This is a genomic window from Rathayibacter sp. AY1A3, assembly GCF_002930975.1.
Classification (GTDB): Bacteria; Actinomycetota; Actinomycetes; order Actinomycetales; family Microbacteriaceae; genus Rathayibacter.
In genome coordinates this window covers 35,554-61,690 of the sequence record NZ_PSTO01000004.1, presented here as the reverse complement: position 1 = coordinate 61,690, position 26,137 = coordinate 35,554, and the positions used below count along the sequence as shown (strand labels likewise).

Below are 26,137 nucleotides of genomic sequence, written 5' to 3'. Positions count from 1 at the left end.
TCCCGCCCCGGTCCGAGCCTCCGTCAGCGCCTCCGCGCGGAGCAGGGGACCGGCGGGCGACCCGACTCCGCGCAGACCGACGGACTTGAGGACTGGGCATGGCTGAATACATCTACTCGATGGTGCGCGCGCGGAAGGCGGTCGGCGACAAGCTGATCCTGGACGACGTCACCATGTCGTTCCTGCCGGGAGCGAAGATCGGCGTGGTCGGGCCCAACGGCGCCGGCAAGTCGACGATCCTGAAGATCATGGCGGGGCTGGACACGCCGAGCAACGGCGAGGCGCGGCTCAGCCCGGGCTACACCGTCGGCATCCTGATGCAGGAGCCCGAGCTCGACGAGACCAAGACGGTGCTCGAGAACGTCCAGGAGGGCGTGGGCGAGATCAAGGGCAAGATCGACCGCTTCAACGAGATCTCCCTCGCGATGGCCGACCCGGACGCCGACTTCGACAGTCTCCTCGCCGAGATGGGGACCCTGCAGGAGGCGATCGACGCCGCCGACGCCTGGGACCTGGACTCGCAGCTGGAGCAGGCGATGGACGCGCTGCGCACCCCGCCGGGGGACTCCCTCGTCACCAACCTCTCGGGTGGCGAGAAGCGCCGTGTGGCGCTCACCAAGCTCCTCCTGCAGAAGCCCGACCTGCTGCTGCTCGACGAGCCCACCAACCACCTCGACGCCGAGAGCGTGCTCTGGCTCGAGCAGTTCCTCTCGAAGTACCCCGGCGCCGTGCTCGCCGTCACCCACGACCGGTACTTCCTCGACAACGTCGCGGAGTGGATCGCCGAGGTCGACCGCGGCCACCTCTACCCCTACGAGGGCAACTACTCGACGTACCTCGAGAAGAAGAGCGCCCGCCTGGAGGTCCAGGGCAAGAAGGACGCCAAGCTCGCCAAGCGGCTCACCACCGAGCTCGACTGGGTGCGCAGCAACGCCAAGGGCCGTCAGGCCAAGTCGAAGGCGCGCCTGGCGCGCTACGAGGAGATGGCGGCCGAGGCCGAGAAGACGCGCGTGCTCGACTTCGAGGAGATCGTCATCCCGGTGGGCCCACGTCTCGGCTCCCAGGTCATCGACGCGAAGAAGCTGCACAAGCAGTTCGGCGAGCGCGTCCTCATCGACGACCTCAGCTTCACGCTGCCCCGCAACGGCATCGTCGGCGTCATCGGCCCGAACGGCGTCGGCAAGACCACGCTCTTCAAGACGATCGTCGGCTTCGAGCCGCTCGACTCGGGCGACCTGAAGATCGGCGAGACGGTCGACATCTCCTACGTCGACCAGAGCCGCGGCGGCATCGACCCGCAGAAGAACCTGTGGGAGGTCGTCTCCGACGGGCACGACTACATCACCGTCGGGAAGACCGAGATCCCCTCCCGCGCCTACGTCTCGCAGTTCGGCTTCAAGGGCCCGGACCAGCAGAAGAAGGCCGGCGTCCTCTCCGGCGGCGAGCGGAACCGCCTCAATCTCGCGCTGACGCTCAAGCAGGGCGGCAACCTGCTCCTGCTCGACGAGCCCACCAACGACCTCGACGTCGAAACCCTGGGCAGCCTCGAGAACGCGCTCCTCGAGTTCCCGGGCTGCGCCGTGGTCATCACTCACGACCGGTGGTTCCTCGACCGGATCGCGACCCACATCCTCGCCTACGAGGGCACCGAGGAGGACCCGGCCAACTGGTACTGGTTCGAGGGCAACTTCGAGGCGTACGAGGAGAACAAGATCGAGCGCCTCGGCCCGGACGCGGCGAAGCCGCACCGCTCCGCGTACCGCAAGCTCACCCGCGACTGATGCGCCTGCACGTCGCCATCCCGCTGCGCTGGTCGGACTTCGACGCCTACGCGCACGTGAACAACGCCGAGATGCTGCGCCTGCTCGAGGAGGCGCGCATCCAGGCGTTCTGGAAGCCGGACTCGCCGCAGCCCGGCGGGATGGCGACGGCGGTGCTCGACGCACGGCCGGGCGCCGAGTCGATCAGCCTCATCGCCCGGCAGGAGATCGAGTACCTCGCGCCGATCCCGTACATGCGCGCGCCGATCGACGTGGAGCTGTGGATCGGGCGGATCGGCGGGGCGAGCCTCGAGGTCTGCTACGAGCTCTACTCGCCCGCCGGCGTCGTCCCGCGGGTGCTCTTCACGAAGGCGGCCACCACTCTGGTGCTGGTCACGGCCGCGACGGGCAGGCCCCAGCGCATCCCGGAGGAGCTCCGCGAGGCGTGGAGCCCCTACGTCGAGGAGCCCATCACCTTCTCGAAGCGGGGCTGAGCTCAGCCCAGGGGGACGCGGACCATGCCCTCCTGGGCGACGCTCGCCACGAGCACGCCATCCTGCGTGTAGATGCGCCCGAGCGAGAGCCCGCGTCCGCCGGACGCGCTCGGCGCCTCCTGCACGTAGAGGAGCCACTGGTCCACGCGCGCGGGGCGGTGCCACCACATCGCGTGGTCGAGGCTCGCGATCCGCAGGCCGGGCGTCGTCCAGGCCGCACCGTGCCGGCGGAGCGTGGATTCGAGGATCGTGTAGTCGCTCGCGTAGGCGAGGGCGGCGCGGTGCAGCATCGGATCGTCCGGCAGCGGTCCGAGCGAGCGCATCCACACGCTCTGGTGCGCGACCCGCTCGGGGTCGGCCCGGAGGTACACCGGCTGCTCGACGTGCCGCACGTCGAAGGGGCGCTGCGTGGCCCAGAAGCTGCCGACCGGGTGGTCGACCCCCGCGAGGATCTCAGCGGTGCTCGGCAGCGACTCCGGGTCGGGGATCCCCTCCGGCATCGGCGCCTGGTGGTCGAGGCCCTCGTCCTCGGTCTGGAACGAGGCGATCATCGAGAGGATGGGGCGTCCGTTCTGGTAGGCCTGCGTCCGACGGGTGCAGAAGGAGCGGCCGTCGTGGATCCGGTCGACCGAGAACGTGATCGGCAGGGAGACGTCCCCGGGGCGGAGGAAGTACCCGTGCATCGAGTGCACGGAGCGCCCCTCGACGGTGCGACCGGCAGCGATGAGCGACTGCGCGAGGACCTGGCCGCCGAAGACCCGCCCCTCGGGCATCCACTGCGAGGGACCCGTCGAGATGTCCTCGCTGGTGCGGGCGCCGGTGTCCGTCAGGTCGAGCGCGGTGAGGAACGAGGACAGGGGATCGGGCACGGTACCTCCGGGGTGTCGGGCGGTCGGGCGAGCGGCCTCGGGTAAGTTTATCGACGCGATGAGTTCGTCCTTCTCCCTGGCGGATCCGCCCAGCCTGTCGGATCTGCGCGTCTTCCTCGGCCGTTCGGCCCGGGTCGAGGACGGTGCGGTCCGGCTCCTCGCCGACGACCACGTGCTGGCCGCCTACACGCCGATCCTCCAGCCCCGCGGTCTGCTCGACCGCTCCGCGACCGTGCTGGGCCTGCGCGTCTTCGCGCTCGACGAGCCCGCCGGCTTCGACCGGGTCGTGCCGATCCGTGCGCTGTCGGACCGCCTCGCCCGCCTGCAGTGGGAGCCGGGCGGAGCGGACGGCAAGCCGGTCGTCCTGCCCGACGGCGACGACGCGACGGCGGGGCCCTGGGCGGGCGTCTCCCCGCCCCGCGGCGGCTGGACCCGGCGCGAGCCCGTGGACCCGGGCTTCCTGGAGCGCGTCGCGCGCGAGGGGATCGACGAGATCGCGGCGGCCGTCGGCTCCGAGACGGGCGAGCAGATCGTCGGCCGCGTGCGGTCGAGCGTCTGGGGCCGCCCGCTCGACGGCCTCGAGGACGTCCCGGCGGGAGCGGCGTTCGCCCTCTTCGCGCTCGGGTTCCTCGGCGCCGACGACCCGGTCGCCCTGCTCGAGAGCGGCGCCTGGCGCCGCCTCACCTCACGGCGCGGACACGTGCTGGTCCGCACCCCGGGCTGAGCGGCTACTCCTCGAAGGTGTTCACCATCGCGTGGGCGGCGCGCTCCAGGTAGTCCCAGAGCAGGGCGTCGTCGGCCGGAGCGAGCTCGAGATCGTCGACGGCCGTCCGCATGTGCTGGAGCCAGTGGTCGCGGGCCTCGGGGTTGATCCGGAACGGCTGGTGCCGCATCCGCAGGCGCGGGTGGCCGCGCTCCTCGCTGTAGGTGCCCGGGCCGCCCCAGTACTGCTCGAGGAAGCCGGTCAGCCGCTGGATCGCGCCCTCGAGGTCGTGCTCGGGGTACATCGGCCAGAGGACCTCGTCCTCGCGGACGCCCTCGTAGAAGCGGCGGACCAGGCGCTCGAACGTCGGCCGGCCGCCGATGTGCTCCCAGAAGCTGCGCAGCGGAGGCGTGCCGCCGATCTGCAGGCCGCTCACGAGCGCGCTCCCGTCGGGCCGGAGGTGCCGCCGCCGTCCTGGGGCGGCGTCCCGCTCCCGCGCCGCAGCGCGCGGGGGAGCCGCACGGGCTTGCCGTGCTCGGTGCTGATCGTGGGGGAGGGCGTGGTCCGCGGCGGCTTGGCGCCTCCGACGCTCGTCGCCCCCTCGAAGCCCTCGAGGACGACGGTGGCCAGCGAGGGGAGCTTCACGTCGAGCGCGTCGAGCGACTTCTTCAGGCGCAGGCGCAGCTCGCGGGCGACGTCGTCCTTGGCGGTGGTGCGGGTCTTGACCACCACCCGGATGACCAGGGCGTCGTCGGCGATGGACTCCAGGCCCCAGAGCTCGGGCTTGTCGATGATCCGGGCCCGCCAGCGGCTGCTCGCCGCCAGCTCGTTCGCGGTCGCGAGGACCGTGGACTGCACCTGCTCGAGGTCCGTCTCATAGGGCACGGCCAGGTCGACGATGACGCGCGACCAGCCCTGCGACATGTTCCCGACCCGGACGATCTCGCCGTTGCGGACGAACCAGAGGGTGCCGTTGACGTCGCGGATCTGCGTCACGCGGACGCCGACCGACTCGACCACGCCCGTCGCCTGCCCGGTGTCGACGACGTCGCCGACCCCGAGCTGGTCCTCCGCGACCATGAACAGCCCGTTCAGGACGTCCTTGACGATGTTCTGCGCGCCGAAGCCGAGGCCCGCGCCGAGGGCGGCCGTCAGCAGGGCGAAGGAGCCGATGAGGTCCTTGTCGATCGTCGTCACGATCATGACCAGGGCGATGACGACGATCAGGATCGAGCTCAGGTTGTTGAGGATCGACCCGAGCGTGCGCGTGCGCTGCACCACCCGCACGGCCGCGAGCGGCGACGCGGCGATCGACTGGGTGTCCTCGACGCGCTGTCGGCGCTTCACTCCCGACACGATCTGGTCGACGACGCGGCCGATCACGAAGTGGGCGATGACGCGCACCAGCAGCGCGCCCAGCACGATCCCGAGGATCGCGACCACCTTCCAGAAGGGCTCGGACTCGAAGAAGGAGACGGTGGCGGCGACAGGATCCGGGGTGGAGGTCTGAAGAAGCAGCATGACCGCTCCAGGCTACGGGACGCCTCCCTCCGAGACGGGTGCACGAGCCCCGCGCGCGTATAGATTCGAAGCGGGTCCGCTCGGACCCGGACACCGCCCTGGGAAGGACGCCCGATGCTCCACTCCACCCGGACTCCCGCCGAGAAGCGCCGCCTCTTCCGCGAGCGCCTCGCCTCGGGCGAGCTGCTGCAGCTGCCCGGCGCGTTCACTCCGCTCTCCGCGCGCCTCATCGAGGCGAAGGGCTTCGACGGGATCTACGTCTCGGGCGCCGTGCTCTCGGCCGAGCTGGGGCTGCCGGACATCGGGCTCACCACGCTCAGCGAGGTGGCCGGCCGCTCGCAGCAGATCGCGCGCCTGACCGACCTGCCCGTCCTCGTCGACGCGGACACCGGCTTCGGCGAGCCGCTGAACGTCGCTCGCACGGTGCAGATGCTCGAGGACGCCGGAGTCGCGGGGCTGCACATCGAGGACCAGGTGAACCCCAAGCGCTGCGGGCACCTCGACGGCAAGGCGGTCGTCGACGAGGCGACCTCGGTGCGGAGGATCGCGGCGGCCGTCGACGCGCGCCGCGACTCCGACCTGGTGATCATGGCCCGCACCGACATCCGCGCCCTCGACGGCCTTCCGGCCGCGATCGACCGCGCCAAGCGCCTCGTCGACGCCGGAGCCGACGCGGTGTTCCCCGAGGCGATGCGCGACCTGTCCGAGTTCGAGGCCGTGCGCGCCGTGATCGACGTGCCGATCCTCGCCAACATGACCGAGTTCGGCAAGAGCGAGCTGTTCACCGCGCAGCAGCTCGCCGACGTCGGCGTGAACGTCGTGATCCACCCGGTCTCGCTGCTCCGGATCGCGATGGGCGCCGCGATGCGGGCACTCGACGCCCTCAAGGCGGAGGGCTCGCTCCGCTCGGAGGTCGCGGGCATGCAGACGCGCGCCGAGCTCTACGAGCTCCTCGACTACGCCTCGTACAGCCGCTTCGACGAGGGCGTCTTCGACTTCTCGCTCGCCGACCACTACGGCGCCTGAGCGCGCCGACCCGCACGAACCGGCGGCGCTCCCCGGCGCCGCCGCCCGCCTCTCGCGAAGGAGCGAAGGATGAGCACGACCGATCAGGACATCCGCAAGGGACTCGTGGGGGTCGTCGTCGACACGACGGCCGTCTCGAAGGTCGACCCGGCGTCGAACTCGCTGCTCTACCGCGGCTACCCCGTGCAGGAGCTCGCGGCGGGGACCTCGTTCGAGGACGTGGCCTGGCTGCTCTGGCACGGCGAGCTCCCCACTGCGGAGGAGGCGGCCGGGCTGGCCGCCGTGGAGCGGGCCCACCGCGCCCTGGCCCCCGAGGTGCGCACCGTGATCGACCTGCTGCCGCTGTCGGCGCACCCGATGGACGTGGTGCGGACGGCGGTGAGCGTCCTGGGCGCGCTCGAGGAGGATCCGGACGCCGACGCTCCCGAGGCCGTGCTGGAGCGCTCCGTGCGGCTCTGGGCGGCACTGCCGGCGATCGTCGCCTACGCTCAGCGCCGCCTGCGCGGCCTCGAGCCGATCGATCCGCGCGACGACCTCGACTACTCCGAGAACTTCCTCTGGACGACCTTCGGCGAGGTGCCGGAGCCGGTCGTCGTCGACGCGTTCCGCGTCTCGCTGGTGCTCTACGCCGAGCACTCCTTCAACGCCTCGACCTTCACGGCCCGCGTCGTGACGTCGACGCTGTCGGACGTCCACTCCGCCGTGACCGCCGCCGTGGGAGCGCTCAAGGGACCGCTCCACGGCGGGGCGAACGAGGCCGTGCTGCACGTGCTCGACGAGGTCGGCACCGGACCGGAGGCGGACCGGCGGTCCCGCGAGTGGCTCGCCGAGGCTCTCGGACAGCGCCGGAAGGTCATGGGGTTCGGCCACCGGGTCTACAAGTCGGGCGACTCGCGGGTGCCGACCATGGACGCCGCTCTCCGGCGGCTCGCCGAGCATGAGGGGGCCGGCGAGATGATGGAGCTGTACGACGCTCTGGCCGCGGCGATGGCCGAGCGGACGGGCATCCTGCCGAACCTCGACTACCCGTCCGGCCCCGCCTACCGGCTGATGGGCTTCGACACCGGGATCTTCACTCCGCTGTTCGTCGCCGCGAGGGTGGTGGGCTGGACGGCCCACGTGATCGAGCAGCGGGGCTCGAACGCGCTCATCCGGCCGCTGTCCGCCTATGACGGGCCGGAGCGCCGCTCGGTCCCGCAGCGCTAGGCGCCGGGAGCGGGGAGAGCCGCCCGGTCCCGCAGCGCCGAGCGCCGGGGGACCGGGCGGCTCACTGTCAGCCCCGGGTGTCGCGCTCCTGGGCGCGGAGCGCACGCTCCACGCCGGCCAGGTTCTCGATCACGAGTCGGCGCAGCGCCGGGACCTCCGGGTTCGCGTCGAGCCAGGCGCGGGTGGCGTCGACGATCTCCTGCGAGGGCGTGGCGGCCGGGTAGAAGCCGACGACCAGGTACTCGGCGATCTTGTAGCTCTTCGACTCCCAGAGGGAGCGGAGGGCGTCGAAGTAGACCGGGACCATCGCGTCGAGCAGGCGCGGGTCGGCGGCGCGCTGGAAGCCCAGGCCCGTCGAGCGGACGATCGTGTTCGGTGCCGAGTCGTCGGCCGTGACGGAGTCCCACGCCGCGCGCTTCGCCTCCGCGGTCGGCAGTGCGGCACGGGCGTGCGCGGCCGACTGCTGGCCGGTCGCCGTGTTGTCCGAGGCGAGCGCCGCGTCGATGTCGTCCGCACCGGCCCGCCCGCCGGCGACGAGAGCGATCAGCAGCTCCCAGCCGAGGTCGGTGTCGATGTCGAGGCCGCCGAGGGCGGTGGAGCCGTCGAGCAGCGCCTGCACGGCCTCGAGGTGCGCCGGGGTGGACGCGATCGCGGCGAAGAACTTCACGAACTGGAACTGCGCGTCGCTGCCCGGCTCGGCGCTCTGCGCGAGCGTCCACAGCTGATCGCCCGCCTCCTCGAGGACCTCGGCCCGGTACTCCGGAGCGACGTACTGGGTGGCGGTGGCGACGAGCTGGTTGAGCACCGTCCGCAGGGTCGTGGACTCGGTCTCGGTCGCGACGTTGCCCAGGACGAGGCGGACGAAGTCGCGCGGCGCCGACTCGGCGTCGCGGGTCGAGTCCCAGACCGAGCCCCAGACCAGCGAGCGGGCCAGGGGGCTGTCGATGCTCGCGAGGTGCTCGACGGCCACGGCGAGCGAGGCGTCGTCGAGGCGGACCTTCGCGTAGGCGAGGTCGTCGTCGTTGAGCAGCACGAGCGCCGGCCGGGTGCGGCCGATCAGCTCGGGCACCTCGGTGCGCTCCCCGTCGACGTCCAGCTCGAGGCGGTCGACGCGGACGAGGCGCTCGCCCTCGAAGTCGTACAGGCCGATCGCCAGGCGGTGCGGGCGGATCGTCGGGTACTCCTCGACCGCGGTCTGCAGGATCGCGAAGGACGCGATCGCTCCGCTCTCGTCGACCGCGATCTCGGGGCGGAGCGTGTTCACGCCGGCCGTCTCGAGCCACTGCGCCGACCACTCGGTGAGGTCGCGCCCGCTGGTGGCCTCGAGCTCGACCAGCAGGTCGCGCAGCTCCGTGTTCGAGAAGGCGTGCTTCACGAAGTACTCGTGGACGCCGGCGAGGAACTCCTTCTCGCCGACCCACGCGACGAGCTGCTTGAGCACCGAGGCGCCCTTGGCGTAGGTGATGCCGTCGAAGTTGACCTGGACGTCCTCGAGGTCGTTGATGGTCGCGACGATCGGGTGGGTCGAGGGCAGCTGGTCCTGGCGGTAGGCCCAGCTCTTCTCCATCGCGGCGAAGGTGGTCCACGCCTCGGTCCACTCCGTCGCCTCCGCGGTGGCGAGGGTGGAGGCGTACTCGGCGAACGACTCGTTGAGCCAGAGGTCGTTCCACCACTTCATCGTGACCAGGTCGCCGAACCACATGTGGGCGAGCTCGTGGAGGATCGTGACGACCCGGCGCTCCTTGATCGCGTCCGTCACCTTCGAGCGGAACACGTAGGTCTCGGTGAAGGTCACCGCTCCCGCGTTCTCCATCGCGCCCGCGTTGAACTCGGGGACGAACAGCTGGTCGTACTTCGCGAACGGGTACGGGACGCCGAACTTCTCCTCGTAGAAGGCGAAGCCCTGCTTCGTCTTCTCGAACACGTAGTCGGCGTCGAGGAAGGGCGCGAGCGAGGCCCGGGCGAAGACCCCCAGCGGGATGGTGCGGCCGTCGGAGGAGACGAGCGAGTCGGTCTCGACCACGTAGGGTCCGGCGACGAGGGCCGTGATGTAGGAGGAGATGCGCGGGGTGGGCTCGAAGCTCCAGGTCGCGATCCCCTCGCCCGCCGGGACCGGCTCGGGAGTGGGCTGGTTCGACACGACCTGCCACTGCGCGGGCGCGGTGACGGTGAAGCGGAACTCGGCCTTGAGGTCCGGCTGCTCGAACACCGCGAAGACGCGGCGGGAGTCGGGCACCTCGAACTGCGAGTACAGGTACACCTCGCCGTCGACGGGGTCGACGAAGCGGTGCAGGCCCTCGCCCGTGTTGGTGTAGAGCGCGTCGGCGACGACCGTGAGCTCGTTGTCCGCGGCCAGGGCGTCGAGGCGGATCCGGACGCCGTCGGCGACGTCGGCGGGGTCGAGCTCCGCGCCGTTGAGGGTGACGGAGTGGACCGTGCCCGTGACGGCGTCGATGAAGCTCGAGGCGCCCTCGGTGGCGGAGAAGCGCACCGTGGTCGTGCTGAGGAAGGTCTCGGCTCCCCGGGTCAGGTCGAGGGCGATGTCGTAGTCGTGGACCTGGATCAGCGAGGCGCGCTCCTGCGCCTCGCTCCGGGTGAGGTTGTCTCCTGGCACGGGGGTGCTCCATCCGTTCGTCTCGGGCGCTGCCGCGGGCGCCGGGGTGCGGGCGCCGCCGATCCACCCTAGAGCTGCCGGGACCCGCCGTGGAGCCCCGTGGCGCCGATCCTGCGGAGCCGCCGGGGAGCGCGGACGCGGCCGCCGCGAGCGGCGTAGCGTGTCCCCATGACCTCTGTGGACTTCTGGTTCGACCCCTCCTGCCCGTGGGCCTGGATGACCTCGCGATTCGTGGACGAGGTGACCCCCGCGCGCGACCTCGACGTGCAGTGGCACATCATGAGCCTCGCCGTCCTCAATGAGGACAAGGACGTGGACGACTCGTACCGCGCCTTCCTCCCGCGCGCGCTGCGCTACACGCGCCTGGTCGCCGCCGTCGCCGAGCGCGAGGGCCGCGAGCACGTGAAGCCGCTCTACGACGCGCTCGGCACCCGGATCCACCCGGGCGGGCGCACCGACGTCGACGCGGTGATCGCCGAGTCGCTGGCCGAGCTCGGCCTGCCCGCGGAGCTCGCCGCCCACGCCGACTCGGACGAGCACGACGAGCCGATGCGCGCCTCCCACTTCGACGGGATCGAGCGGGTCGGCCAGGACGTCGGCACCCCGGTCATCGCGATCGGGGACGTCGCCTTCTTCGGCCCCGTCATCTCGCCGATCCCGAGGGGCGAGCAGGCGCTGACCCTCTGGGACGGCATCGTCGCCGCCGCCTCCTTCGACGGCTTCTTCGAGCTCAAGCGCTCGCGGACCCGCGACCCGCAGTTCGACTGAGCCGACCCGCGGTACTCTGGCTCCCGGCCCGGGCACCGCGGGCCCCAGACGGCTCTTCCGGAGGAGTTCTCTCGTGCGCATCCACATCGCCACGGACCACGCAGGGCTGGACTTCAGCCGTCACCTGATCGAGCACCTCGGCGCCGCCGGTCACGACGTGATCGACCACGGCCCCACGTCCTACGACCCGCTGGACGACTACCCGTCCTTCTGCATCAACGCCGCCGCCGCGGTCGTCCGCGATCAGGAGGCGGGGGTCGAGGCCCTCGGCGTCGTCTTCGGCGGCTCGGGCAACGGCGAGCAGATCGCGGCGAACAAGGTCGCGGGCGTGCGCGCGGCACTCGTGTGGAACCTGAGCACCGCCGTGCTGGCCCGCCAGCACAACGACGCGAACGTCATCTCGATCGGGGCCCGCCAGCACTCCGTCGAGGAGGCCACCGGCTTCATCGACGCGTTCGTCGCCGAGCCCTTCACCTTCGAGGAGCGGCACGTGCGCCGCATCGCGCAGCTCGCCGAGTACGAGGCCACCGGTGACATCGCCGGCCGGGTCGTCGACTCCGCCGCGAAGGAGCGCTGAGTGCCCGAGGGGCACTCCGTCCACCGGATCGCCCTGCAGTTCGAGCGCGACGTCGTCGGGCACCGCGTCGCGACCAGCAGCCCCCAGGGCCGCTTCACCGAGGGAGCCGCGCTCCTCGACGGGCGCGAAGTCCTCGAGTCCACGGCCGTCGGCAAGCACCTGCTGCTGCGCTTCGAGGGCGACCTGACGCTGCACGTCCACCTCGGCCTCTACGGTGCGTGGGACTTCCTCGGGCACGTCTCGCCGCTGTTCCCGGACGGCAAGGCCGGCAGCAGCATCGGCGCTCCCCGGCGCCGCCGCGCCGTGCGCCTCTCCGAGACGGAGCACGAGACCGACTCCGACCTCGACGAGTTCCCGCCGCCGCCCGTGGGCGCGGTGCGCGTGCGCATCATGACGGAGGAGACGGTCGCCGACCTGCGCGGCCCCACCGCCTGCGAGGTGATGGACCCCGCCCAGGTGGAGGCCCTCCTCGCCCGCCTCGGTCCGGATCCGGCCGTCGACGACTCCGACGAGGCGCGCGACCGCTTCGTGAACCGGCTCCGCAGGACGGCGACGCCGGTCGGGCTGGTGCTGATGGACCAGTCCGTGGTCAGCGGCATCGGCAACATCTACCGCGCGGAGCTGCTCTACCGCGCCGGCCTCGACCCGCACACTCCCGGCAAGCAGGTGCCGCTGGAGCTCGCACAGGAGCTGTGGCGGGACTGGGCGGACCTGCTCGAGGACGGCATCCGGACCGGGATGATGATCACGCGCCGCGGCCTGACGAAGACCGAGCGCTCGAAAGCCGTCCGCAGCCGCGCCGAGCGCAACTACGTCTACAAGCGCGAGGGTCTGCCCTGCCGCGTCTGCGGCACGAACGTGCTGCTCGAGGAGATCGGCGCGCGCAAGCTCTACTGGTGCCCGGTGTGCCAGTCGTGAGCGCCGGTGGAGAGACGCCGGCCCGGTCCCGCGCCCGCCGAGCCGTCCGCCCCGCGCTCCGCGAGGCCGCCCGATGACCGGCGGTGTCCTGCTCCGGGGCGCCCGCCTCCTCGGCTCGTCCCGACCCGGTGCCGTGCTCCTGCGCGACGGCCGCGTGGAATCGGTCGGACCGGACGCCGCCGCCGCCCCGGGCGACGAGGTGCGCGACCTCGACGGGCGCTGGGTGCTCCCCGGCCTCTGGGACGAGCACGTCCACTTCTCCCAGTGGGCGATGACGGCCCCGCGCCTGGACGTCTCGTCAGCCGACTCGGCCCGCGGAACGGCGGACGCGGTCCGACGTCGCCTGGCGGAGGAGCCCGGTACCGGCACGCTGATCGGCTTCGGCTTCCGCGACGGCCTCTGGCCGGAGCCGCCGACGACCGCGCTCCTGGACGAGGTCTCTCCGGAGCGGCCCGTCGTGCTGATCAGCGGCGACCTGCACTGCGCCTGGCTGAACTCCGCCGCGTACCGGCGCTACGCCGTCGCTCCCGAGCCCGAGCTGCTGCGCGAGGACGCCTGCTTCGAGCTCGTCACCGCACTCGGAGCCCTCGGCGACGACGAGCTCGACGCGCTCGCCGACGCGGCGGCCCGGCGGGCTGCGGCCCGCGGGGTGGTCGGCGTCGTCGACCTCGAGATGCGCTGGAACGCGGGGGACTGGCCCCGTCGCGTCGACGGCGGAACCCGCTCCCTCCGCGTCGACACCGGCGTCTACCGCGACCACCTCGACCGCGCCCTCGCGGAGGGACTGCGCACGGGCGACGAGCTCGACGGCGGTGACGGCCTGCTGCGGATGGGCCCGCTCAAGGTCCTGATCGACGGCTCCCTCAACACGAGGACCGCCTACTGCGCCCACCCCTACGCCGACCACGACGGCTACGGCGTCCTCACCGTGGAGCCCGCCGAGCTGGACGAGCTGCTCGCCCGCGCGGCCGCCGGGGGCATCCGCTCCACCGTGCACGCGATCGGAGACGCCGCGGCGACGCTGGCTCTGGACGCGCTCGGCCGGGTCGGCGGGGGCCGGATCGAGCACGCTCAGCTGCTCGCGGAGGCCGACCTTCCGCGGTTCGCCGCGCTCGGCGTGGAGGCCGGAGTGCAGCCCGCGCACGCGCTCGACGACCGCGAGGTGGCGGAGCGGTACTGGCCGGGACGCACCGGCCGGGCGTTCCCGCTGCGCTCGCTGCTCGACTCCGGGGCCCGCGTGGTGCTCGGCTCGGACGCTCCGGTCGCTCCGCTCGACCCGTGGGTCGCGATCTCGGCCGCGGTCGCGCGGGCGCTGCCGGGCGACGAGCCCTGGCATCCGGAGCAGCGGGTGAGCGTCGAGGAGGCGATCGTCGCCTCGACCCGGGTGCGCCGGCTCACGCCCGCGGCCGGCGATCCCGCCGATCTGGTGGTGGTCGACCGCGATCCGCTCGCCGCCGATGCAGGAGCCCTCCGATCCATGCCGGTCGCCGCGACCCTCCTGGCGGGCCGATTCACGCACGGCGGCTGACCCGCGCCCGTCGCGACTCCGGCTGCTCCGGATCGCGCGGACGGGCCGGGGAACGACGACGGCCCGCGGGATCCGAGGATCCGCGGGCCGGTCGAGGCGTGGTGCTCAGCTCTCGCTGACGTGGGCGAAGAGGAACCAGCGGTCCTTCTCGAGGCCGCGGCCGATCTCGATCGCGACGTCCTGGCTGCTCGCGTCGATCTCGGCGAGCTCGGCGATCGCCGTGTTGACGGTCGCGATGGCGACGTCCATCTGGCGGATGATCTCGACGATCGCGTTCTCGGAGCGCTGGAAGCCGGGGGTGAGGGGTTCGGACTGCGTCGCCGAGGCGACGGTCTGGATGCGGGCGTCGACCGGGAGGCCGAGGGCGACGACGCGCTCCGCGGCGAGGTCGGCCCACTCGATGGCGCGGCCGACGATCGCGTCGAGCAGCTCGTGGACGCCGATGAAGTTGGCGCCGCGGACGTGCCAGTGCGCCTGCTTGCCGTTGACGGCGAGCGCGGTCATCTCGACGACGACGGGGCTGAGGAACTGGGCGACTCCGGATGCGACATCCGGGTTCGACGAGGTGAGCGACGTGACGGACGTGGTGGACATCGTCTGGTCCTTTCGAGAGGGGGTGACTGATCGTCAACAGTACGCAGATCCCTCGGCGCCGCAAGGAAGCGCAGGCTCGGCTCAGTCCGGTGAAGGACAGGCTCACCTCTGTCGCGGAGGGGCATCACGGGGGCTTCCCCCCGGGTGCCCGGAGCCGTGCCGCCGGTACGCTCGACCGGGTCGCGGCGGCGGCGGGAGCGGACAGGAGGCGCGGATGAGCGGAGCATCGACGGCCCTCGGCGAGGCCTCGCGCGCCTACCTCCGGCTCTGGCGCGGACTGCCCCGGGAGGTGGTCGCGCTGGTGGCCGCGATCCCGGTCGCGCTCCTCGGCGCCTTCTGCGCCGGCGTCGCGCTGGCCGTCGCGCTCGGGCTCGTCGGAGTCCTGATCGGCCTGGTGTTCCTGCCCGCCGCCCTCTACACGGCGCGCTTCTTCTCGCGGGCCGCCGTCGGCCTCGACGTGCTGGCCGGACGGCCCGCCGTCCCCCGGCCGCAGTGGCGGCGACCGCCCTCCGCCGTCACTCCCTCGACCTTCGCCCTCTACGGTCCGGTGATCGACGGGCACTACTGGCTCGCTCTCCTGCACACGCTCGTCGTGGCTCCGGTGCTCGCGCTGCTGTCCGGACTGCTCCTCGCGCTGTGGACCTGGGCGGGCCCGGGCACGGTGGCCGCCGCGCTCACGGGGGCCCCCGGTCCGGCCCGCCTGCTGGCCGAGAGCGGAGCAGCTCTGCTGGGCGCCCCGCAGCCTCCGGCGGGACTGGTCGCCGCGGCGACGGTCGCCACGACCGTCCTCTTCGTCTCGACCCTGCCGTTCGCCACCCGCGGCCTCTCCCTCCTGCACTGGCTGGTCGACCGTCTCCTGCTCGGCCCGTGGGAGTCGGAGGCGCTCCAGCGCGAGGTCGCCGAGCTGAGCGCCTCCCGCGGCGCAGCCGTCGCCGCCGAGGACCGCGCGCTGCGCCGGCTCGAGCGCGACATCCACGACGGCCCGCAGCAGCGCCTGATCCGGGTCCAGATGGACCTGGCCTCGGCCCGCAACCGACTCGCCGCCGACCCGGAGTCCGCCGCCCGCCTGGTCGACGAGGCTCGCGAGCACGTGCGCGCCGCGCTCGACGAGCTGCGCGCCCTCTCCCGCGGAGTGGCGCCGCCGATCCTGCAGGACCGGGGCTTCGAGGCGGCGGTGCACTCGCTCGCCGAGCTCAGCCCGGTGCCGGTCGAGGTCCTCACCGAGCACCCCGTGGCGGACGTCCCGCCCGAGGTCGAGCGCAGCGTCTACTTCGTCGTCGCCGAGCTGCTCGCCAACGCCTCCAAGCACTCCCGTGCCCGATCGGTGCGGGTGCACCTCGACACCCGCGACTCCGGCACTCCGGGGGAGCGCTGGCTCGACGCCTGGGTGGTGGACGACGGAGTCGGCGGGGCGTCGCCGGTCGCCGGTCACGGTCTCGAGGGGGTCGGCGGGCGCGTCCGGGGCCTGCGCGGGATCCTGAGCGTGGAGTCGCCGGTCGGCGGGCCGACCACGGTCGGGGTGCACGTCCCCTACCGCCCGGCCGCCCTATCCTGAGGGCGTGCCCGTGATCCGCGTCGCCATCGCCGAGGACTCGGTCCTCCTGCGCGAGGGCCTGGTCCGCCTCTTCGAGGACGCGGGGTTCGCCTCCGTCGGCGCCTTCGGGGACGCGGACGCCCTGCTCGCCGATCTGGCGCGGGACCCGGCCGGGGTCGACGTCGCCGTGCTCGACGTCCGGATGCCGCCGACCTTCCGCGACGAGGGCGTCCGCGCGGCGCTGGAGATCCGCCGGCGCTACCCGCAGGTGTCGGTTCTGCTGCTCAGCCAGTACGTCGAGGTCACCTACGCGCAGGAGCTGCTCGGCTCCGGCGACGGCGGACTCGGCTACCTCTTGAAGGACCGGGTCGCCTCCGTGGAGGAGCTGCGCGACGCCGTCGAGCGCGTCGCAGCGGGCGGAACCGTCCTCGACCCGCAGGTCGTCGCCTCGCTCCTGCAGCGCAACCGCGACCCGCTCGCCTCGCTGACCCCGCGGGAGCGGGAGGTGCTGGAGCAGATGGCCCAGGGGCGCACGAACGCGGGCATCGCCTCCGCTCTCTTCGTCGGCGTGGGCGCCGTGGAGAAGAACGTGACCGCGATCTTCCAGAAGCTCGGGCTCGAGGACTCGGGCTCCGACCACCGGCGGGTGCTGGCGGTCCTCGCCTTCCTGCGCGCCGGGCGCTGACCACCGGAGAAGAGGAGAACCCGATGCCGTCGAGTCCTGCGGAGGGCGCCCGCGTCCTCGCCCTGACCGGGGGACGCGCCCCGGAGATCGCCGACACCGCGTGGGTCGCTCCGGGCGCCACCGTGATCGGCTCCGTGCGCCTGGGGGAGCGGGCGAGCGTCTGGTACGGCGCCGTCCTGCGCGCCGAGCACGCGCGGATCGAGCTCGGCGCCGGCAGCAACCTCCAGGACGGCGTCGTCGTCCACGTCGACGCCGACTACGACGCGGTCATCGGCGCCGGAGTCTCGGTCGGGCACAACGCCGTGCTGCACGGCTGCACCCTCGAGGACGACGTGCTGGTCGGCATGAGCGCGACCGTCCTGAACGGGGCCGTCATCGGCACCGGCTCGCTGGTCGCCGCAGGCGCCGTCGTCCTCGAGGGGACGGTCGTCCCACCGGGCTCGCTGGTGGCGGGCGTCCCCGGGAGGGTCCGGCGGGAGCTGACGGAGGAGGAGCGCGAGGGCATCCGCCGGAACGCCGCCTCGTACCTCGCCCTGACGGAGGAGCACCGCGGCGCGGTCGGCTGAGCACGCCCGGAACGCCTCGGAACGACGAAGAGCCCCGGACGTCCGGGGCTCTTCGAGAGGAGAGGGGCTGACGAGAATCGAACTCGCATCATCTGTTTGGAAGACAGAGGCTTTACCACTAAGCTACAGCCCCGAATCGCTGGTCTGACGTCCGCGAACCGGTGCGACCGGGTCTCTCGACCGGGCACCAGGACAGCGTAGTACATCGCGCGTGCACCGTGGACACCCCGGTCGTCCTCCGCCGCGCGGTTCCGGTCGCCGCTGCCGCGGTGCAGTACACTTGCGAAGGCCATTTCGGCGTGTCGCGCAAGCGCACGTGCGGGGACGGCTCGACGAGAGTCTCACGCACGGTGCCCAGGCCCGCGCATCCGGGGCGTAGCTCAGCTTGGCTAGAGCGCCCGCTTTGGGAGCGGGAGGTCGCAGGTTCGAATCCTGTCGCCCCGACCACGAGTACTCATCGTGACGACATCGACCCGTGACGACCGTCATCCGGCGCCGACACCAACCAGCACAGGAGATCCCCTCACGTGAAGACCACGGTAGAACAGCTGAGCCCGACCCGCGTGAAGCTCGCGATTTCGGTCACCCCGGACGAGCTCGGCCCCAGCATCACGCACGCCTACGGCCACATCGCCGAGCAGATCAACGTCCCCGGCTTCCGCAAGGGCAAGGTCCCGCCCGCCATCGTCGACCAGCGCGTCGGCAAGGCCGCGGTGCTCGAGCACGCGGTCAACGAGGGCCTCGACGGCTTCTACCGCGAGGCCGTCCGCGAGACCGAGGTCCGCCCCCTGGGCCGCCCGCAGGCCGACATCGTCGCCTGGCCGAGCGACAAGGACTTCACCGGCGACCTCGAGCTCGCCATCGAGGTCGACGTGCGCCCTGAGATCACCGTCCCGGACTACGACGGCATCGAGCTCACCGTCGAGGCGGCCGAGGTCACCGACGCCGACGTCGACGCCGAGCTGGACAAGCTCCGCAGCCGCTTCGGCACCCTGGTCACCGTGGACCGCCCGGCGAAGACCGGCGACTTCGCGCAGATCGACCTGGTCGCCTCCATCGACGGCGTCGAGGTCGACACCGCCAACGCCATCTCCTACGAGCTGGGCTCGGGCGAGCTGATCGAGGGCATCGACGAGGCGCTCGACTCGCTCACCGCGGGCGAGAGCACCACGTTCACCGCTCCGCTGCTCGGCGGCGACCACGCCGGCGAGCAGGCCGAGATCGCCGTCGCGCTCACCGCCGTCAAGGAGCGCGAGCTCCCCGAGGCCGACGACGACTTCGCGCAGATCGCCAGCGAGTTCGACACCATCGCCGAGCTGCGCGAGTCGCTCAAGGAGCAGGCCGCTCAGCAGAAGACCTTCGGCCAGGGCGGCGAGGCCCGCGAGAAGCTCGTCGAGGCGCTGCTCGCCCTCGTCGAGGTCCCCGTGCCCGCCGGTCTCGTCGAGGACGAGGTGCACCGCCACCTCGAGGGCGAGAACCGCCTCGAGGACGACGAGCACCGCGCCGAGGTCAAGGAGGCCAGCGAGAAGACCTTCAAGACGCAGATCCTCCTCGACCACGTCGTCGAGCAGGAGAAGGTCCAGGTCAGCCAGGACGAGCTCACGCAGTACCTCATCCAGGGTGCGGCGCAGTACGGCATGGAGCCGAACGAGTTCATCAAGATCCTGTCCGAGAACAACCAGATCGGCCAGATGGTCGGCGAGGTCGCCCGCAACAAGGCGCTCGCGATCGTCCTCGGCAAGGCGAAGGTCACCGACACCGAGGGCAACGCCGTCGACCTGACCGCGTTCACCGCGGTCCCCGGTGACGACGAGGCCGTCGAGGCCTCCGACGAGGCCGTCGCCTCGGACGAGACCGAGGTCGCGGAGGAGGCTCAGGCCGCCGCCGACGCCGAGGTCCCCGCCGAGCCCGTCGCCGAGGAGCCCGCCGCCGAGGAGGAGCCCGCCCCGGCCCCCAAGAAGAAGCGCGCGCCGGCCAAGAAGAAGGCCGCCGCTCCCGCCGAGGAGACCCCGGCCGCGGAGTAGTCCCCGCGAGCACGTCAGGAGCCGCCCCCCGATCCGTCGGAGGGCGGCTCCTCTCGTTGCGGGGCTCCGGTCCGCCCCGGGCGAACACGGGCGACTCCCGCTCCGCCCCGGGCGAACACGGCCGGATCGGCCTGGCGGCGTCCGATAGATTCGCCTCCGAAGCGACAACTGAAACGGAGCAATACATGGCCGACATGGTTATGCCCAACAGTGTTTTCGACCGCCTGCTCAAGGACCGGATCATCTGGCTCGGTTCCGAGGTGCGCGACGAGAACGCGAACGAGATCGCCGCGAAGCTCCTGCTCCTGGCAGCCGAGGACTCCGAGCGGGACATCTACCTCTACATCAACTCGCCCGGCGGCTCCATCACCGCGGGCATGGCGATCTACGACACGATGCAGTTCGTCCCGAACGACATCGTGACCGTGGGCATCGGGATGGCGGCCTCCATGGGCCAGCTGCTCCTCACCGCCGGAACCCAGGGCAAGCGCTACATCACCCCGAACGCGCGGGTGCTCCTCCACCAGCCGCACGGCGGCTTCGGCGGCACGGCCTCCGACATCCAGACCCAGGCGCAGCTCATCCTCGACATGAAGAAGCGCCTCGCCGAGATCACCGCCAAGGCGACCGGCAAGACCGTCGAGCAGGTCAACGAGGACGGCGACCGCGACCGCTGGTTCAGCGCCGAGGAGGCCCTCGCCTACGGCTTCGTCGACCACATCCGCTCGTCGGCGACCGACGTGGCCGGCGGTGGCGGAACCGCCATCGACGAGTAGTCCAGCGAACGCGCCGAGAGATCAGGAACAGACAATGACCACACCCACCTTCGGCGGAACGGCGTTCGGCTCCGGAGCCGCACCGTCCTCGCGCTACATCCTCCCCACGTTCGAGGAGCGCACGGCCTACGGCTACAAGCGCCAGGACCCGTACGCCAAGCTCTTCGAGGACCGCATCATCTTCCTCGGCGTCCAGGTCGACGACGCCTCCGCGGACGACATCATGGCCCAGCTCCTCGTGCTCGAGAGCCAGGACCCGGACCGCGACATCGTCATGTACATCAACTCGCCCGGTGGATCCTTCACCGCGATGACGGCGATCTACGACACGATGCAGTACATCCGCCCGCACATCCAGACGGTCGTGCTCGGCCAGGCCGCCTCGGCCGCCGCCGTGCTCACCGCCGCGGGAACGCCCGGCAAGCGCCTCGCGCTGCCGAACGCGCGCATCCTCATCCACCAGCCCGCCGTGCAGCAGGGCGGGGGCCAGGCCTCGGACATCGAGATCCAGGCCGCCGAGATCATGCGCATGCGCGAGTGGCTCGAGGAGACGCTGTCGCACCACTCGAACCGCTCGATCGAGCAGGTCAAGAAGGACATCGACCGCGACAAGATCCTCGGCGCGAGCGACGCGCTCGAGTACGGGCTGATCGACCAGGTGCTCACCAGCCGCAAGAGCCTCCCGGCTCTCACGGCGTAGGGCGTCCAGGAGGGGCCGGGTGGCGGAGCGATCCGCCGCCCGGCCCCTCTCTGCGTCCTCCGTCGCCGTAGCAAAGCGCCACACGAGGCGCAAGGCACGGCGAATCCGGCCCGCCTGCCGAGCCCTCGCGGCTCAGCGGCTAGGCTCGGATCAGTGTCAGGGGGCTCGTCCCGCTCGCACCGGCCGGAGCTCCGGGCTCCGTTGCACGACCGACCGACGCACGACAGACGCACGACAAGGAAGTGGGGCATCCCCGTGGCACGTATTGGCGAAAGCGCCGACCTGCTGAAGTGCTCCTTCTGCGGCAAGAGCCAGAAGCAGGTCCAGCAGCTCATCGCGGGACCGGGCGTCTACATCTGCGACGAGTGCGTCGAGCTCTGCAACGAGATCATCGAGGAGCGCCTCTCCGAGTCGAGCGAGGAGACGAGCCACGAGTTCGACCTCCCGAAGCCGAAGGAGATCTTCGGCTTCCTCGAGGAGTACGTGATCGGGCAGGAGCAGGCCAAGAAGGCCCTCGCCGTCGCCGTGTACAACCACTACAAGCGCGTGCGGGCCCGCAACACCATCACCGCCGCCGACGCGATCCACGACGAGGTCGAGATCGCCAAGAGCAACATCCTGCTCATCGGCCCCACGGGCTGCGGGAAGACCTACCTCGCCCAGACCCTCGCGAAGCGCCTCAACGTGCCCTTCGCCGTCGCGGACGCCACGGCCCTCACCGAGGCGGGCTACGTCGGCGAGGACGTCGAGAACATCCTCCTCAAGCTCATCCAGGCCGCCGACTACGACGTCAAGCGTGCCGAGACCGGCATCATCTACATCGACGAGGTCGACAAGATCGCGCGGAAGGCCGAGAACCCCTCGATCACGCGCGACGTCTCGGGCGAGGGAGTGCAGCAGGCACTGCTCAAGATCCTCGAGGGCACCGTCGCCTCCGTGCCCCCGCAGGGCGGGCGGAAGCACCCGCACCAGGAGTTCATCCAGATCGACACGACGAACGTCCTCTTCATCGTCGCCGGCGCCTTCGCCGGGCTCGAGGACATCATCTCGTCGCGGGCGGGCAAGCGAGGCATCGGCTTCGGCGCCCCGCTGCACAACAAGGAAGACGAGATCAACATCTTCAGCGAGGTCCTCCCGGAGGACCTGCACAAGTTCGGGCTGATCCCCGAGTTCATCGGGCGCCTCCCCGTCGTCACGACGGTCACGCAGCTCGACCAGGTCGCGCTCATGCAGATCCTCACCGAGCCGCGCAACGCGCTCGTGAAGCAGTACCAGCGGATGTTCGAGATCGACGGCGTCGAGCTCGAGTTCGACCGGGGCGCTCTCGAGGCCATCGCGGACCTGGCGGTCCTCCGCCAGACCGGGGCCCGCGGACTGCGCGCGATCCTCGAGGAGGTGCTCGGCCCGATCATGTTCGAGGTGCCCTCCTCGGACGAGGTGGCGCGCGTCGTCGTCACCCGCGCCGCGGTGCTCGACAACGCGGCCCCGACGATCGTGCCCCACGCTCCCCGTCGCCAGGAGAAGAGCGCCTAGTCGCTCCCCGCCCCGCTCTGCCAGTTCACCGCGATTGGCCCGGCGGATCGTCGGGCGAGGCGCTCCTGCTTCCCTAACCTGGCGGAGCGCGCCGACGGCGCGTCCGGTCGCCTCGGTGCCGGTCGATCCTCCGGGAGGCTCCGCCATCGTCCAGCCGCTGCTCGCCGGGATCGTCGCCGCCCTGACCGGCTTCTCGAGCTCGTTCGCGATCGTGCTCGCCGGGGTGGTCGCGGTGGGCGCCACCGACGTGCAGGCAGCCTCGGGCCTCCTCGCCGTCTGCGTGCTGCAGGGAGTCCTGTGCATCGCGCTGAGCATCCGCTACCGCGTGCCGATGACCTTCGCCTGGAGCACGCCGGGCGCCGCCCTGCTGGCCGCGACCGCGACGCTCCCCGGCGGCTTCGACCGCGCGGTCGGAGCGTTCCTGGTCGCCTCCGCTCTGCTGGTGGTCACCGGGCTGTGGCCGGCGCTCGGGAGGCTCGTCGCGCGCATCCCGCGGCCGCTCGCGAACGCCATGCTCGCGGGCATCCTGTTCCCGCTCGTCCTGGCGCCGGTGCGCGCGGCGGTCGAGATCCCCGCGCTCGCGCTGCCGGTGATCCTGCTCTGGCTGCTGCTCCTGCGGCTCCTGCCCCGCTGGGCGGTGCCGGCCGCGATCGCCCTGGCGATCGTGCTGCTGATCGTGACGGACGGCGCGGCACTCGCCGGTGCGCCGCTGCTCCCCGTGCCGCAGTTCGTCGCTCCGGTGTTCGAGATCGGAGCGATGGTCGGGATCGGCCTGCCGCTCTACGTGGTCACCATGGCCGGGCAGAACATCCCGGGCATCGCGGTGCTGACGAGCTTCGGCTTCGCGGCCCACTCGCGTCCCGGGATCGTCTCGACCGGTGCTCTCTCCGGGGTCTCGGCGATCTTCGGCGGCGTGCCGATCAACTACGCCGCGCTCAGCGCCGCGCTGACCGCGGGTCCCGAGGCCTCGCCGCGGCCGGAGCAGCGCTGGGTCGCCTCGGTCTCGGCGGGCGCCTCCTACCTCGTGCTCGGCGTGTTCGCCGGAGCGGCCGCCGCGCTGGTGTCCTCCGCGAGCCCGCTGCTGATCGAGGCGGTCGCCGGTCTGGCGCTGCTGGGGGTGTTCGTGTCGGCGGTGCAGGCCGCTGTGGAGGACGCGCGGCTGCGGCTGCCGGCGGCGGCGACGCTCCTGGTCACCGCCTCCGGCACGACCATCGCGGGGATCGGATCGGCGTTCTGGGGCCTGGTCGTGGGACTCGTCCTCCTCGCCTGGCTCGTCCCCCGGCGCCGCTAGAGGAGGCCGCGGCGCGCGAGCAGCGGCTCGGTCCGCGCATCCCGCCCGCGGAACGCGCGGTACGCGTCGAGCGGATCGCGGGAGCCGCCGAGCTCGAGCACCCCGCGGCGGAAGCGCTCGCCCGCCGAGCGGTCGAGGCCGCCGTTCTCCTCGAACCACTCGACCGTGTCCGCGTCGAGGATCTCGCTCCAGATGTAGGAGTAGTAGCCCGCGGAGTAGCCGCCGGAGAAGACGTGCGCGAAGTACGTGCTGCGGTAGCGGGGCGGCACGGCGGGAAGGAGGAGGCCCGCGCCGTCGAGCACGTCGCGCTCGAAGGCGGCCGCGTCGCGCGGCTCGACCGGGGCCGGCAGGGAGTGCCAGGCGAGGTCGAGCAGGGCGGACGCCAGGTACTCGCTCGTCGCGAAGCCCTCGCCCCACAGCGCGGACGCCTCTAGGCGCTCGACGGTCCCCGCGGGCAGGGCCTCTCCGGTCTCGACGTGGCGGGCGTACTCGGCGAGGAGCCCGGGGCGGCGCACCCACGTCTCGTTCACCTGGCTCGGGAACTCGACGAAGTCCCGGAACACCGCGGTTCCGGCGAAGCGCGGGTACCGCGTGCTCGCGAACAGGCCGTGCAGGGCGTGCCCGAACTCGTGGAACAGCGTCTCCACCTCGTCGAGGCTGAGAAGGGCGGGCTCGCCCGGGCCCGGAGCCGACAGGTTCAGGTTGTTCACGACGACGGCGGAGTCACCGAGCAGCGACGTGCGGCTGGAGAGGGAGTTCATCCACGCCCCGCCGCGTTTCGAGTCGCGGGTGAAGGAATCGAGCAGGAACAGGCCCAGCGGCGTCCCGTCCTCCTCGTGCACCTCGAACACGCGGACGTGCTCGCTGTAGCCGGCCAGGTCGCTCCGCTCCGAGAAGCGGACGCCGTAGAGACCGGTGGCGGCGACGAACACGCCGTGCCGGAGCACCCGCTCGAGCTCGAAGAAGGGACGCAGTGCGCTGGAGTCGACGGAGTAGCTCTCCGACCGCACGCGCTCCTCGTAGTAGGCGCGATCCCACGCCTCGATAGTGAAGCGCGGCGCTCCGGCGGCGTCCTGCTCGGCGTCGGCGGAGGCCTGCATCCGCTCGAGTTCGATCCCCGCGTTCCGGGCGGCGGGAGCGGCGAGCTCGCGCAGCAGCGACAGGACGCGCTCCGCCGAGCCCGCGGTCTGGCCCGAGATCACGAACTCGGCATGCGAGGCCGCGCCCAGCAGAGCTGCGCGCTCGGCCCGCAGCGCGACGATCTGCTGCAGGGTCCCGGTGGTGTCGTGCGGCCCGCCCTCCGCACCGCGGCCGACAGAGGCGCGCAGGACGCGCTCGCGGACGCCGCGGTCGCGCAGACGCGCGAGCCAGGGGTGGCCGGAGTAGAGGGGCAGGGTGATCAGCCAGCCGTCGACGCCGCGGTCGGCGGCGGCGCGCGCGGCGGCCGAGACGTCGGACTCGTCGAGCCCGTCGAGGCCGACGATGTCGTCGAGGAGGACCGCCCGGTCGTTCGACTCGGCGAGCAGGTCCTTCTCGAAGCGCGTGGTCAGGGTCGAGAGCTGCTCGTTCAGCTCGCCGAGCCGTGCCTTCCCCGCATCGTCGAGGAGCGCACCGGAGCGCTCGAACCCGGTGATCCTCCGCTCGAGGAGGTAGGCCGTCTCGGCGTCGAGGTCGAGCTCCGTCGACTGCTCGGCGAGAGCGCGGAGACGGGCGAACAGGCGCGGGTCGAGGCTGATCGCATCGCTATGGGCCGAGAGCAGCGGAGCGAGCTCGGCCTCCAGAGCGTCGGTGAGCGGAGTGCGGTCGGAGGCGGCGACGGTGAAGAAGACGGCGCTCACCCGGCGCAGCTCGCGGCCCGCCCGCTCGAGGGCGACGAGGGTGTTCTCGACGGTCGGCGGCTCGGAGGCGCCGGCGATCGCGTCGATCTCGGCGCGGTGCCGGCGGAGGGCCTCGAGGAACGCCGGGCGGTAGGCCTCGGGGTCGACGGCGGCGAAGTCGGGGAGCCCGTGGGGGAGTCCGCTCGGCTCGAGCAGGACGGCGACGGGATCGGGAGCGCTCATCCTGCGAGCCTAGAGCGCGAGCGGGGGGAGAGGGCTCCGACTCAGGATCGCAGGACGCGCGCGCTCACCGGGCTCGACGACCGCGCCGCGAAGGGGCGTCAGCCCCAGTCGTCGTCGTCCTCGCCCTCCACGCGGCCCTGCGGCTGCGTGATGTAGGCGGCGTCCTCGTCAGGACGGTAGGTGATCGTCGTGCCGTCGTCGAGTTCGAGGACGGGCCTGCCCTCGAGCCAGGTGAGCGTCCAGCGCCAGTCGGCGGTCGCCGTGCCGGCCGCGGCGAGCTCGCCCTCGACGTCGCCGACGGCGGTGACGACGATCTCGGGGAGGGTCTGCGGCGGCACCTGGCCGACCGACCAGCGGGTTCCGAGCTGCATGGGAGGGGTCCTCTCGACG

24 protein-coding genes and 2 tRNA genes are annotated in these 26,137 nt (G+C 72.1%); 18 read left to right on the top strand and 8 right to left on the bottom strand.

Going from position 1 to position 26,137, the window contains the following annotated elements; all coding sequences use genetic code 11:
* Nucleotides 1-98 precede the first annotated feature (98 nt).
* On the top strand, nucleotides 99-1,781 hold the full coding sequence (gene ettA / locus C5C10_RS02900) for an energy-dependent translational throttle protein EttA (RefSeq protein ID WP_104223708.1): 1,683 nt from the start codon (nucleotides 99-101) through the stop codon (nucleotides 1,779-1,781).
* Nucleotides 1,781-2,254: a thioesterase family protein gene (locus C5C10_RS02895; RefSeq protein WP_104328459.1), complete on the top strand. Its 474-nt coding sequence runs from the start codon at nucleotides 1,781-1,783 to the stop codon at nucleotides 2,252-2,254. Before ettA ends, C5C10_RS02895 begins: the two co-directional genes overlap by 1 nt.
* A gap of 2 nt (nucleotides 2,255-2,256) precedes the next feature.
* Here C5C10_RS02895 and C5C10_RS02890 read toward each other — a convergent pair whose 3' ends face one another.
* On the bottom strand, nucleotides 2,257-3,123 hold the full coding sequence (locus tag C5C10_RS02890) for an acyl-CoA thioesterase II (protein WP_244229429.1): 867 nt from the start codon (nucleotides 3,121-3,123) through the stop codon (nucleotides 2,257-2,259).
* Between the two features lie 58 nt (nucleotides 3,124-3,181).
* Between C5C10_RS02890 and C5C10_RS02885 the strand changes: the two genes are divergently transcribed.
* A complete protein-coding gene (locus C5C10_RS02885; RefSeq protein ID WP_104247302.1) occupies nucleotides 3,182-3,847 on the top strand; it encodes a hypothetical protein in 666 nt (221 codons plus the stop codon).
* Nucleotides 3,848-3,851: 4 nt separating this feature from the next.
* Here C5C10_RS02885 and C5C10_RS02880 read toward each other — a convergent pair whose 3' ends face one another.
* Both C5C10_RS02880 and C5C10_RS02875 read right to left on the bottom strand, forming a co-directional pair.
* Nucleotides 3,852-4,262: a globin gene (locus tag C5C10_RS02880; protein WP_279630823.1), complete on the bottom strand. Its 411-nt coding sequence runs from the start codon at nucleotides 4,260-4,262 to the stop codon at nucleotides 3,852-3,854.
* On the bottom strand, nucleotides 4,259-5,347 hold the full coding sequence (locus C5C10_RS02875; protein WP_104223705.1) for a mechanosensitive ion channel family protein: 1,089 nt from the start codon (nucleotides 5,345-5,347) through the stop codon (nucleotides 4,259-4,261). Before C5C10_RS02875 ends, C5C10_RS02880 begins: the two co-directional genes overlap by 4 nt.
* A gap of 114 nt (nucleotides 5,348-5,461) precedes the next feature.
* Between C5C10_RS02875 and prpB the strand changes: the two genes are divergently transcribed.
* Together prpB and C5C10_RS02865 are read left to right on the top strand one after the other, a co-directional pair.
* On the top strand, nucleotides 5,462-6,373 hold the full coding sequence (prpB, locus tag C5C10_RS02870; protein WP_104292163.1) for a methylisocitrate lyase: 912 nt from the start codon (nucleotides 5,462-5,464) through the stop codon (nucleotides 6,371-6,373).
* A 69-nt stretch (nucleotides 6,374-6,442) separates the two neighbouring features.
* Nucleotides 6,443-7,579, top strand: a complete 1,137-nt coding sequence (locus tag C5C10_RS02865; protein ID WP_104232531.1) for a bifunctional 2-methylcitrate synthase/citrate synthase — start codon at nucleotides 6,443-6,445, stop codon at nucleotides 7,577-7,579.
* Nucleotides 7,580-7,646: 67 nt separating this feature from the next.
* On the opposite strand, the gene pepN is transcribed toward C5C10_RS02865, so the two are convergent.
* Nucleotides 7,647-10,193, bottom strand: coding sequence for an aminopeptidase N (gene pepN / locus C5C10_RS02860; protein ID WP_104328458.1), 2,547 nt, complete (start codon nucleotides 10,191-10,193; stop codon nucleotides 7,647-7,649).
* A 168-nt stretch (nucleotides 10,194-10,361) separates the two neighbouring features.
* Between pepN and C5C10_RS02855 the strand changes: the two genes are divergently transcribed.
* The 4 genes from C5C10_RS02855 (at nucleotide 10,362) to C5C10_RS02840 (ending at nucleotide 13,984) form a co-directional block, all read left to right on the top strand.
* On the top strand, nucleotides 10,362-10,961 hold the full coding sequence (locus C5C10_RS02855) for a DsbA family protein (RefSeq protein WP_104232533.1): 600 nt from the start codon (nucleotides 10,362-10,364) through the stop codon (nucleotides 10,959-10,961).
* Nucleotides 10,962-11,034: 73 nt separating this feature from the next.
* The gene (locus C5C10_RS02850; protein ID WP_104223700.1) at nucleotides 11,035-11,538 is read left to right on the top strand and encodes a ribose-5-phosphate isomerase; all 504 of its coding nucleotides are present in this window, start codon (nucleotides 11,035-11,037) and stop codon (nucleotides 11,536-11,538) included.
* Nucleotides 11,539-12,456 carry an Fpg/Nei family DNA glycosylase gene (locus tag C5C10_RS02845; protein WP_104328457.1) on the top strand — a complete coding sequence of 306 codons (918 nt, stop codon included), beginning with the start codon at nucleotides 11,539-11,541 and terminating at the stop codon, nucleotides 12,454-12,456. It abuts the gene before it with no gap.
* 73 nt (nucleotides 12,457-12,529) lie between these two features.
* The gene (locus C5C10_RS02840; protein WP_104328456.1) at nucleotides 12,530-13,984 is read left to right on the top strand and encodes an amidohydrolase; all 1,455 of its coding nucleotides are present in this window, start codon (nucleotides 12,530-12,532) and stop codon (nucleotides 13,982-13,984) included.
* A 105-nt stretch (nucleotides 13,985-14,089) separates the two neighbouring features.
* On the opposite strand, the gene C5C10_RS02835 is transcribed toward C5C10_RS02840, so the two are convergent.
* Entirely contained in the window at nucleotides 14,090-14,578 is a 489-nt protein-coding gene (locus tag C5C10_RS02835; RefSeq protein ID WP_104226731.1) for a Dps family protein, read from the bottom strand.
* 214 nt (nucleotides 14,579-14,792) lie between these two features.
* Here C5C10_RS02835 and C5C10_RS02830 point away from each other — a divergent pair, with 214 nt between their 5' ends.
* From C5C10_RS02830 to C5C10_RS02820, 3 genes are read left to right on the top strand one after another with little or no spacing between them, the layout of a single operon-like run.
* Nucleotides 14,793-16,133: a histidine kinase gene (locus tag C5C10_RS02830; RefSeq protein WP_219813227.1), complete on the top strand. Its 1,341-nt coding sequence runs from the start codon at nucleotides 14,793-14,795 to the stop codon at nucleotides 16,131-16,133.
* A 4-nt stretch (nucleotides 16,134-16,137) separates the two neighbouring features.
* Complete coding sequence (locus C5C10_RS02825) at nucleotides 16,138-16,797, top strand: response regulator transcription factor (protein WP_104247297.1); 660 nt, start codon at nucleotides 16,138-16,140, stop codon at nucleotides 16,795-16,797.
* A 23-nt stretch (nucleotides 16,798-16,820) separates the two neighbouring features.
* Nucleotides 16,821-17,363 (top strand): gamma carbonic anhydrase family protein, encoded by a 543-nt coding sequence (locus tag C5C10_RS02820; protein ID WP_104292157.1) that lies wholly within the window; start codon nucleotides 16,821-16,823, stop codon nucleotides 17,361-17,363.
* Between the two features lie 62 nt (nucleotides 17,364-17,425).
* On the opposite strand, the gene C5C10_RS02815 is transcribed toward C5C10_RS02820, so the two are convergent.
* Nucleotides 17,426-17,496, bottom strand: a tRNA-Gly gene (locus C5C10_RS02815).
* Nucleotides 17,497-17,732: 236 nt separating this feature from the next.
* On the opposite strand from C5C10_RS02815, the gene C5C10_RS02810 reads away from it, so the two are divergent.
* The 6 genes from C5C10_RS02810 (at nucleotide 17,733) to C5C10_RS02785 (ending at nucleotide 23,687) form a co-directional block, all read left to right on the top strand.
* A tRNA-Pro gene (locus tag C5C10_RS02810) sits at nucleotides 17,733-17,810 on the top strand.
* Nucleotides 17,811-17,890: 80 nt separating this feature from the next.
* The gene (tig, locus tag C5C10_RS02805; protein WP_104257383.1) at nucleotides 17,891-19,387 is read left to right on the top strand and encodes a trigger factor; all 1,497 of its coding nucleotides are present in this window, start codon (nucleotides 17,891-17,893) and stop codon (nucleotides 19,385-19,387) included.
* 185 nt (nucleotides 19,388-19,572) lie between these two features.
* Complete coding sequence (locus tag C5C10_RS02800) at nucleotides 19,573-20,163, top strand: ATP-dependent Clp protease proteolytic subunit (protein WP_097165884.1); 591 nt, start codon at nucleotides 19,573-19,575, stop codon at nucleotides 20,161-20,163.
* Between the two features lie 34 nt (nucleotides 20,164-20,197).
* A complete protein-coding gene (locus C5C10_RS02795) occupies nucleotides 20,198-20,863 on the top strand; it encodes an ATP-dependent Clp protease proteolytic subunit (RefSeq protein WP_068253282.1) in 666 nt (221 codons plus the stop codon).
* A 255-nt stretch (nucleotides 20,864-21,118) separates the two neighbouring features.
* Nucleotides 21,119-22,396, top strand: a complete 1,278-nt coding sequence (gene clpX, locus C5C10_RS02790) for an ATP-dependent Clp protease ATP-binding subunit ClpX (RefSeq protein ID WP_104223693.1) — start codon at nucleotides 21,119-21,121, stop codon at nucleotides 22,394-22,396.
* Nucleotides 22,397-22,511: 115 nt separating this feature from the next.
* Nucleotides 22,512-23,687 (top strand): benzoate/H(+) symporter BenE family transporter, encoded by a 1,176-nt coding sequence (locus C5C10_RS02785; protein WP_104328455.1) that lies wholly within the window; start codon nucleotides 22,512-22,514, stop codon nucleotides 23,685-23,687.
* On the opposite strand, the gene C5C10_RS02780 is transcribed toward C5C10_RS02785, so the two are convergent.
* The gene (locus C5C10_RS02780; protein ID WP_104328454.1) at nucleotides 23,684-25,747 is read right to left on the bottom strand and encodes a M3 family metallopeptidase; all 2,064 of its coding nucleotides are present in this window, start codon (nucleotides 25,745-25,747) and stop codon (nucleotides 23,684-23,686) included. The genes C5C10_RS02785 and C5C10_RS02780 overlap by 4 nt on opposite strands.
* A 98-nt stretch (nucleotides 25,748-25,845) precedes the next feature.
* The gene (locus C5C10_RS02775; RefSeq protein ID WP_104328453.1) at nucleotides 25,846-26,118 is read right to left on the bottom strand and encodes a hypothetical protein; all 273 of its coding nucleotides are present in this window, start codon (nucleotides 26,116-26,118) and stop codon (nucleotides 25,846-25,848) included.
* Nucleotides 26,119-26,137 lie beyond the last annotated feature (19 nt).